Origin of the sequence: Streptomyces sp. NPDC059668 (assembly GCF_042734135.1) — a bacterium.
GTDB lineage: Bacteria > Actinomycetota > Actinomycetes > Streptomycetales > Streptomycetaceae > Streptomyces.
This window is the reverse complement of record NZ_JBHWEL010000095.1, coordinates 21045-34081: the sequence shown is the minus strand read 5'-3', so window position 1 is coordinate 34081 and position 13037 is coordinate 21045. Positions and strand designations below refer to the sequence as shown.

Annotated in this window: 10 protein-coding genes and 1 pseudogene; 2 read left to right on the top strand and 9 right to left on the bottom strand. The window is 71.0% G+C overall.

All coding sequences use genetic code 11. From position 1 onward, the window contains the following. Positions 1–97: 97 nt before the first annotated feature. From ACFV2J_RS38315 to ACFV2J_RS38305, 3 genes are all read right to left on the bottom strand, one after another. Positions 98–1171: a WxL protein peptidoglycan domain-containing protein gene (locus ACFV2J_RS38315; protein ID WP_385443078.1), complete on the bottom strand. Its 1074-nt coding sequence runs from the start codon at positions 1169–1171 to the stop codon at positions 98–100. Between the two features lie 74 nt (positions 1172–1245). Further along, positions 1246–3225, bottom strand: coding sequence for a fibronectin type III domain-containing protein (locus ACFV2J_RS38310; RefSeq protein ID WP_385093728.1), 1980 nt, complete (start codon positions 3223–3225; stop codon positions 1246–1248). A gap of 127 nt (positions 3226–3352) precedes the next feature. Further along, on the bottom strand, positions 3353–4561 hold the full coding sequence (locus ACFV2J_RS38305; RefSeq protein ID WP_385093725.1) for a HupE/UreJ family protein: 1209 nt from the start codon (positions 4559–4561) through the stop codon (positions 3353–3355). Between the two features lie 173 nt (positions 4562–4734). Between ACFV2J_RS38305 and ACFV2J_RS38300 the strand changes: the two genes are divergently transcribed. Beyond that, positions 4735–5406, top strand: coding sequence for a hypothetical protein (locus ACFV2J_RS38300; protein WP_385093722.1), 672 nt, complete (start codon positions 4735–4737; stop codon positions 5404–5406). 173 nt (positions 5407–5579) lie between these two features. On the opposite strand, the pseudogene ACFV2J_RS38295 reads toward ACFV2J_RS38300, so the two are convergent. The 5 genes and pseudogenes from ACFV2J_RS38295 to ACFV2J_RS38275 form a co-directional block, all read right to left on the bottom strand. Continuing rightward, positions 5580–6122, bottom strand: a pseudogene (locus tag ACFV2J_RS38295) (DUF1707 domain-containing protein). A gap of 448 nt (positions 6123–6570) precedes the next feature. Further along, positions 6571–7308, bottom strand: a complete 738-nt coding sequence (locus ACFV2J_RS38290) for a hypothetical protein (RefSeq protein ID WP_385443073.1) — start codon at positions 7306–7308, stop codon at positions 6571–6573. 390 nt (positions 7309–7698) lie between these two features. Next, positions 7699–8259 (bottom strand): hypothetical protein, encoded by a 561-nt coding sequence (locus ACFV2J_RS38285; RefSeq protein ID WP_385443070.1) that lies wholly within the window; start codon positions 8257–8259, stop codon positions 7699–7701. Positions 8260–8713: 454 nt separating this feature from the next. After that, on the bottom strand, positions 8714–9265 hold the full coding sequence (locus ACFV2J_RS38280; RefSeq protein ID WP_385443068.1) for a YciI family protein: 552 nt from the start codon (positions 9263–9265) through the stop codon (positions 8714–8716). Between the two features lie 167 nt (positions 9266–9432). Continuing rightward, complete coding sequence (locus ACFV2J_RS38275; protein WP_385094732.1) at positions 9433–11352, bottom strand: glycoside hydrolase family 5 protein; 1920 nt, start codon at positions 11350–11352, stop codon at positions 9433–9435. A gap of 385 nt (positions 11353–11737) precedes the next feature. On the opposite strand from ACFV2J_RS38275, the gene ACFV2J_RS38270 reads away from it, so the two are divergent. After that, on the top strand, positions 11738–12898 hold the full coding sequence (locus tag ACFV2J_RS38270) for a DUF3103 family protein (protein WP_385094735.1): 1161 nt from the start codon (positions 11738–11740) through the stop codon (positions 12896–12898). Here ACFV2J_RS38270 and ACFV2J_RS38265 read toward each other — a convergent pair. Continuing rightward, positions 12838–13037: hypothetical protein (locus tag ACFV2J_RS38265; protein ID WP_385443064.1), on the bottom strand; the 200-nt coding region annotated here is incomplete at its 5' end. The two genes, ACFV2J_RS38270 and ACFV2J_RS38265, sit on opposite strands and share 61 nt — an antisense overlap.

Here is a 13037-nt window from a genome sequence, read left to right as displayed (position 1 = left end):
CCTCACGGCCGGGCGCGGCCCGGCGGGCGCGGGGGGCCGGCGGCGCGCGGCGCCGCCGCCGCCGCGGGCGGGCCGCCCCCCCCCCCCCCCACCGCGTTCACCCGACCTCTTCCTTCTTCGCGTTCAGCGCCTGCGCGACGGCGTCGCGGACGCGCGCGTCCTCGCGGCGCCTGCGCCGGGCCCGGCCACGGCGCACCAGGAGGAACGCGCCGACCGCCACGGCAGCCAGCAGCACGACGAGCAGCAGCAGCGACCAGGGGACGGTCCAGGCGTCCGCCGTGGCCCGGACCGGCTTGAGCGACGTGGTGGAACCCGAGGCGTCGGTGAGCAGGGGGACGAGGTTCACGGTCGCCGTCAGCCGGACACCGGGGGTCACACCGTGCACGGGCACCTCGACCTTCCAGTGCTCGCCCGGCAGCAGTTCCGGGGGCGCCGGGACGGTGCCCGCGTCGGCCCGCCACCAACCGAAGGGCCCTGTGGTGAAGACGGTCTGACGGGCCGACAGGATGGCGTTGCCGGTGTTGTGGATCGTGTACGTGACGGTGGCGTCGCCGGTGCCGAAGGGGTTGGCCGTCCCGGTGTAGTCCACGCTGAGGTCCTCGACGGCGAGACGCGGCTTCAGTTCACCGCTGACCCGGAGCTTGACCCGGATGCCGAGGCGCCGGTCCACGTTGATGCCCTGCGCGTCGTCGGACTGCCGCAGCGAGGTGAGGACGCCGCCCACGTAGTCACCGGGAGAGGCGTTGCCGGGCACGGCTATCTGGAACGGTACGTCGACGGACTTGCCGGGGCGCACCACGACGGTGGCGTGGTCGGCGTGGACCCAGCTGCCGACGGCGACCGACTTCTTGTCCTTGGTGACCAGGTCGAGTTGGCCGGTGTCGGTGGTGAACCCGTCGGCGGCGTAGACGGCGAGGGTGAGCGGCGTCTTGCCGTGGTTGGCGACGACCATGGCGTCCTTGATCCGGCCGCCGGGGTTGACCCCGTAGCTGAAGCTGGAGCGGTCGTCGCCGTACCCGTTCGCGGCCGTCCTGACCGTCCAGGTGACGTCGCCGTCGGCCGCCTCGGCGGGGACGGCCCGCAGGCCGACGAGTGCGCAGGCCATGAGCAGGGTCAGGGTGACGACGCGGACGAGTGCCGTGGTCGTACGGCGCGATACGGGCGGGTGCATGTCGGGGATCTCCTGGGAGGGGGGCGGGGCGGACACCCGGAAGGTGCCCACCCCGCCCGGTGGAACGGGTCGGATCAGCTGCTGAGCGCGGTGATCGTCAGGGTGGCGCGGTAGCCGCCCTTCTCGACGCTGTCCGGGATCTTCAGATCCAGGTCGGCGCCGAGGCGGGCCTCGCCGCGCGGGTGGCCCTGCTCGGCCGAGCCGAGCGCGCGCGAGAGGGCCAGACCCTGACCCTGGTCGTCGTAGCCGGAGGCCACCGGGTCACCGGCCTTGGCGCCCGCGCCGCCGTCGAGGACGAACGGCGTCCAGCCGAGGTTCGCGCCCGAGAACGTCTTGTCGGCGTCCCGGAAGTCGCTCACGTTGGCCGAGATGGACCAAGGGGCCAGCGAACGGCGGCTGTCGGAGACGAGCAGCGGGTTGATCTTGCCGGTCGCCGTGAAGTGGTCGCCGTTCTGCTCCTTGGCGGTGCCGAGGTCGACCAGGCCGTTGTAGCCGTCGATCGTCCAGCCGAACTCGCCCGGGGCCGGGTTGGGCACGTTGACCTGGAGGTCCTGCTTGTCGCCGTGGAAGGGGTGCACGGTGACCTTGTCGACGGTCGAGCCGACCGGCTGGCCGGCGCTGGTGTTGCTGCACGACATTCCGTGCTCGACCTCGGAGTTCGGGGCCGCGCACGTACCGCTGCGCAGGTTCTCGACGACGAGCTTGTCGTTGCGCACCTGGACCTTGACGTAGGAGCGGACGTGCTCCTGGTTCTGGACCGAGTTGTACCAGTAGCTCTTCGGGTTCAGCGGGTCGGCGCCGTTGCCCGCACCGCTGGTGCCGCTGTTGTCCGGAGCGGTGATGTCGTAGTACTTCGAGCCCGAGGAGGAGTTGGCCGTCACGTAGAGGACGCCGCCGGGGCCAGGGTACACGTCGGCGGCACCGGGCTGCTCGGCCGGGTTCGCCTTCTCACCGTTCTTGATCAGGTAGCTGCGGGAGTAGCTGTGGTCGTGACCCTGGAGCACCAGGTCGACGCCGAGCTTGGAGAAGGTGGTCGGGAAGTCCGTCCGCCGCGTCTTGTTGTCGCCGTCCTTGGCGTGGGACGCCGGCGAGTAGATCGAGTGGTGGTAGACGAGCACCTTCCACTTGGCCTCGGAGCCGTGCTTGTCGATGACGTCGGAGACGTAGTTGATGTGCGCCGCGTCGCCGCCGCCACCCGTGGCCGGGTTGTAGCTGTTGCTGTTCAGGTCGATGAACAGCACATCCTTGTAGATGTACCAGTAGTCACCGCCCGAAGTGTTCGACGCCGGGTTGCCGTTGGAGTAGTACGAACCCGAGCGGTCGGTGTTCGGCGTGGTGAAGTGCTGCTCGTACGCCTTGCCGCCGACGTCGTGGTTGCCGATGGTGGCGGCCCACGGGTACTGGCGCAGCTTGTCGGGGGCGAGGAACGAGTTCCAGTTGGACTCGGTGTTCGCGGTCTCGACCTGGTCGCCGCCGGACACCAGGAGTTCGGCGTTCGGGTTGGCCGCCAGCGAGACGTCCAGGGTGTCCTGCCAGCCGGCCTGGTCCTTGGCGAGGTCGCCGGACGAGCCGATCTGGGGGTCGCCGTAGAACAGGAAGTCGTAGTTGCCTTCGAAGTCCTGCGTCTTGAAGGAGTACACCGAGGACCAGTTGCCCTCCGTGCCGACCCGGTAGGAGTAGGCGGTGTTCTCCTTGAGGCCGGTGATCGTCGCGTGCCGGTTGAAGCCACCGCTCGTCGCGATGTTCGCCGCGCCGGTCGCGTCGAAGGTCGCCGCGTCGGCCGGGAAGTCGCCGCCGGCGAGCTGCGCGGTCGGGACCATCTGGACCTTCTGCGCGGTGTCGGCGGAGGTGTACCAGGTGACCGTGCGCTGCGACTCGTTGGCGCCGACACCCAGGACGATGCCGGTGACCGCGTCGGTGCCGGCCGCCGAGGCCGGGGATGCCGCCAGGCCGGAGCCGAGGGCCACGGTCAGACCCAGGAACGCCGCGGCGGCCCCCCGGGCCATACGGCGCTGCGCGGGCTCGGAAGTCCGCGCGGAGTGGTTCGATCTCATTGCTGTGTTCCTTCTGTGCACGAGAGATGTGCATGATGTGGAGATCGTCAAGCTCTCTGTCCCGGGTAAAGAAAAGTTAAATGCGATCTCCGGGTTGACTGAACAGCGCAGGATGTCTGCGCTGGTCTCACACGGTGGACACGCGTTGCACGAACCACAGCAGACCCATCGCCGCGACGCCCGCGGAGATCGTGCCGGTGGTCCAGGTACCGGTCCGTGGCGCCTGACGGCGGATCAGCACGAGGAGCGGGAAGACGAGGCCGATGATGGCCAACTGCACCGCCTCGATACCGATGTTGAACACCAGCAGCGACCACAGCAGGGTCCAGGACCACGCGTCGTGGATGCCCAGGGCGCCGGCGAATCCCAGCCCGTGCACGAGGCCGAAGCAGAACACGACACCCAGCCGGGTCCAGCCCGCGCGGTCCAGGCCGAAGTGGCCTTCTCCCGTTGTCCCGAGGTCGGCCGCCGCGTCGCCACGCCGCCAGACGCGCCACAGGTACCAGCCCGCGACCACCGCGATCGACAGGGCGATGACCGGCTCCACCACCGCCGGAGGCACGTCCACCACTCCGAGGGCGGCGAGCAGGAAGGTCACCGAGTGCGCCAGCGTGAAACTCGTGGCGGCTAGGACGACTTCGCGGGGCCGCCGCGAACCGGCGATGAGCGCCAGCAGGAAGAGGATGTGGTCGATGCCGGTCAGCAGGTGCTCCGCGCCCAGGCGGAAGAACTCCCAGAACCGCTCGTACCACGCCTGCCCGATCGAGAAGGAGGGATGCTCCCCGTCGAGCGCAGCGCTGCCCGAACGGCCGCCGACCTCGTAGGTGACGATCGTCTTGGCGTCGCGGACGTAGTGCTCCCCGTCGGGGAAGAGTCCGCTGCGTACGGTGTGGTCGGCGCTCTCCGCCGGGCAGGACCAGTCGAGCACCAGTCCCGCGTAGGGCACGCCTTCGCGGCGGCCGATCGTGAAGTCCCCCGTACGCGTGGCGCGGCAGGCCGTCCCGCCCGAGGTGACCGAGAACCGGTCCGTCACGTACTTCACGGCCGGCCGGGAGTGAGCACGGAGTGCCGCGGCCTGCTCGGCGGCGTCTCCCGCGTCGAACGCGGCGGTGCCGGAACGGAACAGTGGATCGTCGTGCTCGAAGTCGGCGGCGGACACGACGAAGAGGTCGTACTCGACGTCCACCGCCGTCCGCAGGCGGCCCCCGTCCCCCTCGGTGACATGGACGTACACGGTCGAGCTGAATCCGTGCGCGAGGGCGGGGCCGCCGACGCACAGGAGGGTGATCACCGCTGCGGCAAGGGCGAGGAGGGCGCGGCGGAACAGTCGTGACATGGTGCTCCTTCGGGTTGCCCGTGCACCGTCCATGTCATCGGTGAACTCGTACCGCCGCGTCGGCGAACCCCACAAGAACAAGCATGCGAACGAGGCCTCCGGGGCCGGAACACCCGCCCCCGGGAGAGCAGGATGGGGGCGTTCCGCCCGCCACCACCCGAAGGACGATCACCTTGCGCCCTCCGCTCAGCGTCCTGGCCGCACTGGCCGCGGTCGCCGCGCTGCTCACCGGATGCGGTGCCGGCGACGACTGGTCAGGTCCGCACCCCGGACCCACCGCCGTGGGCGCCCTGGGTGCCGGATTCGTCGACCCCTCCCGACGGCCCCAGCCCGAGGCGACCACCACGCCACGGCCCGGCTCCTGGAACGGTGTCCACCCGCCGAAGGACTACCGCGTCGTGCTGCTCACTTCCGGTCACGACCGCCCCACCAGGACGCTCGTCAGCGCGGTCAGGTCCTGGGCCCGGGCCGAACACGTCTCGCTGCGCACCATCACCGCCTCGGACCCCTCGGACCTGGTCCCGAGCGCGACCAGGGCTCTCGCCATGCGGCCGGACCTCGTCATCAGCGCGGGCAACGACCTGATCGACCCGCTCGCGATGGTCACCCCGAACCATCTCGCGCAGCAGTTCCTCGTCGTGGGCGCGGAGTTGGCCGAGCCCACCGGGAACGTGACCGCCGTCGACTGGTCGGGCGCGTCCTTCCGGGGCGAGGGCCTCGGCATGTCGTCGACCTACGACGCGCGTTCGTTCACGGACCGGCGCTGCGCGGCCGCCGTCAGGGCGGGCGTGGCGGCCGTGCTCCACGGCTTGACGGGGATCGTGCTCTGGCTCGACCGGGTGTAGGGGCCGGGCCAGGAGCCTGCCGCGGCCGGTGCCGCGACCGCACAGGGCATCCGCTGGGTCGGACGTCCGCTCAGAGCCGCCGCCCGACCAAGCCGCCGAACCTGTGCCGCCACGGTCCCCGCGGTGGCCGGGAGCGAAGTGCCGGACGTGTCGTCCTGGTACCGGACGGGCCTTCAGCGCCGGGCATGGCGGATCTTCAACCGTCCGAACCCCATGGTTCCGGAGATTCGGATCGTCGGCCCGCCGGGGCGGGAACGTCGCGGGACCTTGTAGCGCAGGTCCTTCCACTCCGTGCGCAGACCCTCGACGTCAACGACCGCGTCGCGAGGCACCGTGATTCTGGCCCCGCCGGTCCCGAGTTGCAGCTCGATGTCGACGACCGGACGCTCCATGATCGCCCGGGACAGAGCCAGGCGCACCCTTCCATACGCGGACTCGACCTTGAGGATCCGAGGTACCCGCCATGCGCCTCACCGTTGAATCCGTCCGCCGGCGGCGGCGATCGTTGACGTGGTGCCCGGCCGCTCCGGCGGGAGTGAGCCCAGAGCCGACACGAGCTCGCTGTGCGCCTCGGCTGTGAGCACCCGGTGGAGGCGCTCATCCAACTCCTCGTGCGGGATGAGCCCTTCGGTGTACGCCTCCTGAAGGCGCCGCACGGCCGTATCGCGGTCGTCTTCCCCGATCGGCGGCCGCGAGTCTTCCGGTGAGGAGGTCACCGTTTCACCCTACTGCCGTGTCGGCGACGCGAACGAGGCAAGGTCTGTAGTGGGCAAGGCATCCGGCGGGGAGGCCAGCCGCTCGTCACCATGGCCCTGATCCTCCAACCCCGGCGAATCTGTGCGGCCACAGCACCAGCCTGTGACCGGGCCCCGCGCGTCGGCGAAGACGTCCGCGCGACACTTCCGTACCGGCGCCGTCCCCCGGTCCCGCCAACGCCCCGCGGCCGAGCGGGGTAGCAGGTGTTCTCATGACCGGGGCCCCCGTTTGCGCAACGGGGGCCCTCACGAGCGGTTCCGCACTCGGCCATGTCTGCGGCGCGGCACCGCGCCTCCCGTACGCCGGGAAGGGCCGGGTGCGCCGGTCCGGCCCCGAACGCCGCCTCCCGGTCGGTTTCCGGCACGGCGCCCTGTCACCGGCGTCGCGGAGGCGGAGTCACACCCCGGGTCATCTTCTGTGCAGGTCCGCCGCCGGTGCTTCCCCGCGGCTCCGGATCCGGTGCGGGGCGGGGATGTCGGCGCCGCGCGTCGAGGCGTCGGGATCGGGCGGCGTCTGAGCCGCCGGGAGCCGGCCCGTCGGTGTGTGCGTGAGCGCGGCCGGAACCGTCCTCTCCTCCCGGTCCCGCGCCGAGCCGCTCTCCAGGGCATAGGGCGCGGGGGGCAGTTCGGCCTGCCACGCCCTGCCGGAGATGATGCGTGCCGGTCGCCCGGTCTCCTTGACCCGGGCGATCGCCGCCACCATCCCCCCGTTCCCGGCCTGAAGTGCGAGACTGTCTTTGCGTTCCTGGATGTGCTGGAACCGGCGGAAGATCTCCGCCGCGTGCGAGAAGTCTGCCGTGGATCCCGAATCGAGACGGCTCTTCGCTTCCAGCAGATCACCGTAGACGGCGCTGTAGGCACTGCACAGTTTGATGGCTTCGTCGGCGCGGTCGCTGAGGCCGCTGGCATGGGGGGCGACGATCACGAGCGCGGCGAATCCCGACAGGGCGGAGACGACCACCTGCGCGCCGAACTGCGACGATTCGGCGATCGCGGGCCAGACGAGCAGTCCCGCGGTGAGGCTGAGCCCCGCCGAGGCAAGGGTGTAGATCCGAACCCTCCGCACCAGTCTGGCGGCTTCCCGCGGCATGCGGCCCGCCCAGTAACCCGCGTCCTCGGCGCTTTCCTCGAGGAGTCGCAGCATCACTTCGTCAGCCGAGTTCTTCGGCTGCCTGAATACCTTGGACAGTAGTTTCATAGCACTCTCACGATTGATGGACACTGCGTCGACAGTGATAGCACCAGATCGCGACCCGAGACTTCGACGCGCATATGGTCTGCTAAACAATCATCCTATTTGGCGATTCCGCGGCGGCGAGAACAGACCGGGAAGTACGGATGCCCGGGTCCGGGCGGAGCGACACGCGGAACGGCCGAAGAACACTTAGTATGGCGTAACAGGTTTTACCGGACGCACGGCTCCCCGCAGGCTCGGGCCTCCACGCCGGCGCCCCTGGAAGCCTCACCACATGCCGGAGACTCCGGCCCGATTGCAGCGGGCCGGAGTCTCCCTGTGGTGCGGACGCTCCCGTGAGGACTAGTCGCGGAAGCCGCCACCGTCGCCGCCGCCGTACCCGCCACCGTCGCCACCGCGGTCGCCGCCGCCGTAGCCACCACCGTGGTGGTCCTCGACGACGCGGAAGCTGCCCACGACGCCGTCCCTGACCTTCACGCCACCGTGGACGCGGAAGGGCACGACACCGTTGCTGGTGCTCCACGGGCCGACCGTGGCGAGCGGCGAGCCGTTGTCGCAGGTCGCGCCACGGAAGACCTCGACGGTCTTGTGGCTGTCGTTGCGGACGTTGAAGCTACGGGAACCGAGACCGCTGACCACGGTGATGCAGCCCCAGGAGCGGGCGGAGTACGTACGCTCGTTGAAGTCGATGTGACCCTCGTAGTGACGACGGCCACCACGGTCGCCACCGCCACCTCCTTCGTTACCCTTCGACTGCCCGCTGTCGCCACCCATGGGAGCAACCTGCTGAACGACGGGCGCGGCCTCAGGAGCCGCGGAGGCCGAGGCGTAGGTGACGCCCGTGGCGACGAGGGCCGCAGCGGCCGCAACGGTGGCAGTCACCGCAATGTTGCGCGTGGTCATGTCGCTTTTCCCTATCTCTGAGACGTCGGCCGCACCGGCCGATCTGTGAGTGAACGTACCGATAATCTCTTTATCTGCAATATCGGACACGCAGAAGTCCGGCGACAGACACCCGAATGGACGCACGAGTCCCGTCGCACGACGCTCGGGGCAATTCCGACGCACATTCAACTCGCCTCATGGGCATAGGAGTTGATGTCACAAAAGCGAGGGGCCGACAGCACCTGAATCCGTCCGTCGCGGCAGGACTTCCGGCGTCCTCGACCGACACGCCGCGCCGGGCCGTCACCACCTGCGGTGTCGGGGCATCCGGCACATCCCTGGGAACAAGGGGGCCGGCGCCCTCCGCGGAAGACCGAAGGGCGCCGGGCCGCGGGCCGGGCGGCACACCGGCCCGCGGGCCGCCTTCACTCGAACGGGTCAGTGCCGACCGGCGGCAGGGTGCGGCGTCCCCTCATGACGGCCGGCCGCCGAACCTCCAGTCGTGGACCTCGACGCAGGCGTACCGGTCCGCCGTCAGCACGGCGCGTGCCGCCTCCGGGTCCGGCGCCCGGACCAGCGCCGCCGTACCCAGCCAGGCGGCGCCGTCGTCGGACAGCAGCGGCCCGTAGGCGATCAGCTCCTCCCGGCCGGCCGGCGGGGCGAGATCGGCGGGCTCCCCCTCGCCGAGGCCGAGCACCAGGTACCCGTTGCCGTCGACGCGGCCACCGGGAAAGTCCCACATGGTGCGACCCAGCGTGTTGCGCCACCGGCGCAGCAGCACGTCCCGGTACACACCGGCCTGGTAGCCGGGCTCGTCGAAGGCGAACGCGCGGGCGGCGGCGGGGTCCGGCAGGTCGACGATGTGCACACTGCCCGTGGGCGTGTCGTCGTCGGCCGCGAAGGTCGGGCCGCGGGCGATCATCTCCTTCGCGTAGCCGTCCATGTAGGACCAGTGTTCTTCGAGCAGTCGGCCGCGCAACGGGAGGGATCCGGGCCGGTCCTGGTGGTAGCAGAGAAACTCCATGCCCAAGGACTCTTCCTGCTCGACCGCCGCATCTCAACGGGATTCGCCGACGCCGACGCCCACTTCGTCGCCGGTCTCCCGCCGGCCTGCGCCCAGGGGCACGGCGCGCACCTGTGCGGGCGTCGCGGGACGGGGCCGCACAGGTGCGCCGGTGCTACGCGGCCGGGTCAGCCCAGCTTGCGGCACAGCAGGGCCGCGGGGCCCTGACTGGCGCCCAGCCGGGTGGTGAAGGCGATCCCGGCGGCGTACTCGTCGTCGGCGCACTGACCCTTGTAGTCGCCGTAGGCGAAGTCACCTCCGGCTGCGCCCGCGGGCCGGTTGTCGGACCGATCGAACCATACGGTCCGCCCGGCGCCACCCAGCGGGTCGCGGGCCGGCACGCACAGGGCCGCCGACGTCCGGCCGCCGCGACGGCTGTAGCCGATGAGGAAGTTCCCCGCGGGACACTGCAACTTGGTGTATCCGGAGGCCCAGTCCCCGCCGGCGGGCACATGGCGCTCGTCGGTGACCGCGGTCCGGTCGTCGCCCGCGGCGCGCAGGTCGCCGGCGGTGACGTCGGTGCACAGCCCGCGAACGCCGCTGTGGCCGAGCCCGATCAGCCGCTGACTGTCAGGGCAGGCGGCCTTGTAGGCGCCCGAGTCCCAGTCTCCGGCGGCGCGCACCCGGAGCGACTGCACGTGGTCGCCGTGGTCGGTGGCGAGCATGTGCCAGCTGGGGACCGCCGCGACGGGTCCGGTGCGCGTCGGGGAGGTCATGAGCCGGTTCCACGCGGTGCCGCGCCAGTCGGCCTGGTCGAGGATGCCGTACCGGTTGCCGGCGCTGTCGTAGCGCAGCAGGGACCAGTCGTCGTGCCCCTCCCACCCGACGAGCGGCCAGTAGGCGAAGTCGGCGTCGTGGTCGGCGAAGTAGTCGGTGATGTTGCCGAACCAGGTACGGGCCGCGCTGCCGGTCTCACCCGCTCCGATGCCGAACTCGCTGATCCAGACGGGTGCGGTGAAGTGCTGGTTCTCCTCCTCCGCGACGAAGAGGGCCTGGTCGTCGAGGGTTTGGCCGAGCTGGTCGCGAGTGAGGTCCTGGTAGCGGGCGTCATGGGTCTCGCCGATCCCGGTGGCACCGCTGTGGTGGGGGCCGGTGTAGCCGTAGAAGTGGGCGGAGTACACCAGCTTGTGCGCGGCGACGAGGGTGTGCGAGAGCGTGCGCGCCGGGGTGAGGGTGGGGCGGCCGTGCGGCAGTCCGTCGACCGGCAGGCCGGTCCAGTTGATCCCCTCGATGACGATGAGCAGGTCGGGATCGGCCTCGGTCAGGATGCGGTCCGCGGCGAGTTGGGCCGCCGCGTACCAGTCGTGGGCGTCGCCCTGGCCCCAGTTGGGATCGTCCAGCACGTCACGGCGTACCTCGTTGTAGAGGTCGGCGCCCACCACCCCGGGGTCGTCGGCGTACCGGCGGGCCATGAAGACCCAATCGTCCGCCCACTGCTGGGTGGACTGGCCGCTGTTCCACCGTTCGTTGCCGTCGATGCCGCAGCACCAACGGGAGGTGTTGGTGTGGTTGTTGAGGATGACCGCGAAGCCGTCCCCGGTCAGGGCGGCGACGACGGCGTCGTAGACCTGGAGCGGTGTCCTGCCGCGCAGTTGCGGATTGGCCGTGACGGCGACGTCCGGCACGGGTGTCGTCCCGTGGATCATCTCGTTGGAGAAGGGCAGCCGGACGCTGTTGATGCCGAGCCGGAGGAAGTCGCCGAGAAGCTGGGGCAGGGGGACACGGTCCAGGCCGAGCGGGATGCCGTAGGAGTTCTGGCCTGCGTGGTGGTCGGCCGGGTCGGCCGTACTGCCGCTGCCGGTCCAGGAGCCCTGCGCGCCGTCCCAGTTGGCCGACTTGAGCCGGAAGCGGTTGCCCGCGGCGTCGACGATGTACCGCCCGCGGGTGGACAGCGGCGGTTGCCACGTGGCGGACGCGTCGGCGACGGCGGGGGCCGTCGGTGCGTCCGCTTGTTCCGCCGTGGCGGCGACGGCCCCGGGCGGCGTGGCCAGCAGCAGGAGGGCCACGGCCGTCAATGTCAGGTACTTGCCAAGTCTGCGGGTTGTCACGGGGCCTCCGCGAGTGGGGGGTGGTGCACGGACGATGGGGTGCGCGCGCCTGACGTCGCCTCGGGGCACGGGTCCCGGCGACGTACTCCTGGATCGGGGGCGACAGCCCGAACGCCGGTCGCGGCGAGGGGACTTCACCCGTCCCGCTGATCGCGGGCGCGGGGCCGAGCCTAGCGGGAACGGGGCAACCGGGTCCGCCAGTTGTTCATGTGGCGGAGAGCCCCGCGACCCTTGCCTGGCTAGGCATGCACACGCCATCATTACCGGCGGGTATCTACTCGCATAGACACCCGCTTCTCCCCTTTTCCCCCGCTTCACCCGCTTCAGTTCCACCAGCTCCGCTGACAGCGACCATCCGTCCCCCGCAATCAGGAGGATCGCCCCAGTGAGACCCCGTCAATCCCGTCGGCGCGGCACCGTCGCCGCCCTCGTGGGATCCCTGCTGGCCCTGTCCGCCGGCCAGACCGCCGGCGCTCTGCAGGCCACCGCGGCCACCCACGCTCCGACCACCGCCGCCTCGGTCGACGCGACGCAGGACCAGGCCGCCCGCGCCATCGCCCGCTCCCTCGCCGACTCCGCCTGGCGCGCCCGCGTCCAGCACGCCGCCCTCACCTCCGACGAGGTTCCCGTCACCGCACTCGCGGGACGGGCGGGCGGCGGCCTGAAGGCCACCCTGGCCGCGGCCGACCGGCGGATCGCCACCGCCAAGGGCCTGGATGCGAAGGTCGGTCCGCTGCTCCGGCTGCGTCTCGGGTCCGACAGCATGCGCGCCGCGCTGACCTCCGGCACCGCGCCGTGGGTCGCCCCGGCCACCTCGGACGACGACACCGCCACCGTCGTCGCCTACGACAGCCACGGCCGGGCGCACACCCTCGACGCCCGTCACACGCCCGCCCACCCGGTGTACGTCGTCGACATCGACGGCTCCAAGGCACTGGCCGCCGGTCTGCACGTCCTCGACGAGCAGTTCCGCCGGTACGGTCTCGCGTCCGCCTCCGCCACCCCGGCCGCGAAGCCGAAGACGGACGCGTCCCAGCGGGCCCGGGCGGCCGGCGCGGGCTTCTGGACCAGCCGTATCACCGCGGTGGAGCTCTCGGACGACGAGGAGCCCTGGGTGAAGGGCGACGCCGAGATCTACACCCTCGTCACCGGCTTCGGACAGGACGGCCAGGTGCGGGTCGACCCCGTCGACATGCCGTACCTCGACAACGACGGCACCGTCTACCGGCCCAACCAGATCCTCGTCAACTGGTCCAACTACAAGTACGACCTGGCCGACGCCGTGATGATGGAGGAGGACGGCAGCACCAACTACCGCGATCTCGCCAAGGCCATCGTCACGGCCCTGCTGACCATCACGGACCAGGGCACCTACGTCCCGCTGGTGAACGCGGTGCTGGACGCCATCCCGGACGACTGGTGGACCGACGATCCCGACTACGTCGACTCCTGGTACACCCTCGCCCAGAGCGACAACGGCACCCGCTACGGCGCGCGCGGCAACGGCTGGATGACCGTGGAGCCGTACTTCGTGCAGCAGTTCTGACCCGGCACGAACCAGAGGAGCCGGGGGCCGGGGCCCCCCCCGGCCCCCGCGGCGGCGGCCCCGGCCCCCGCGGCGGCGGCCGAGTGGGCGCGCGGGAGCAGGGCGGCACCGGCATCGGTGAGCAGCACGCGCTTGGGGG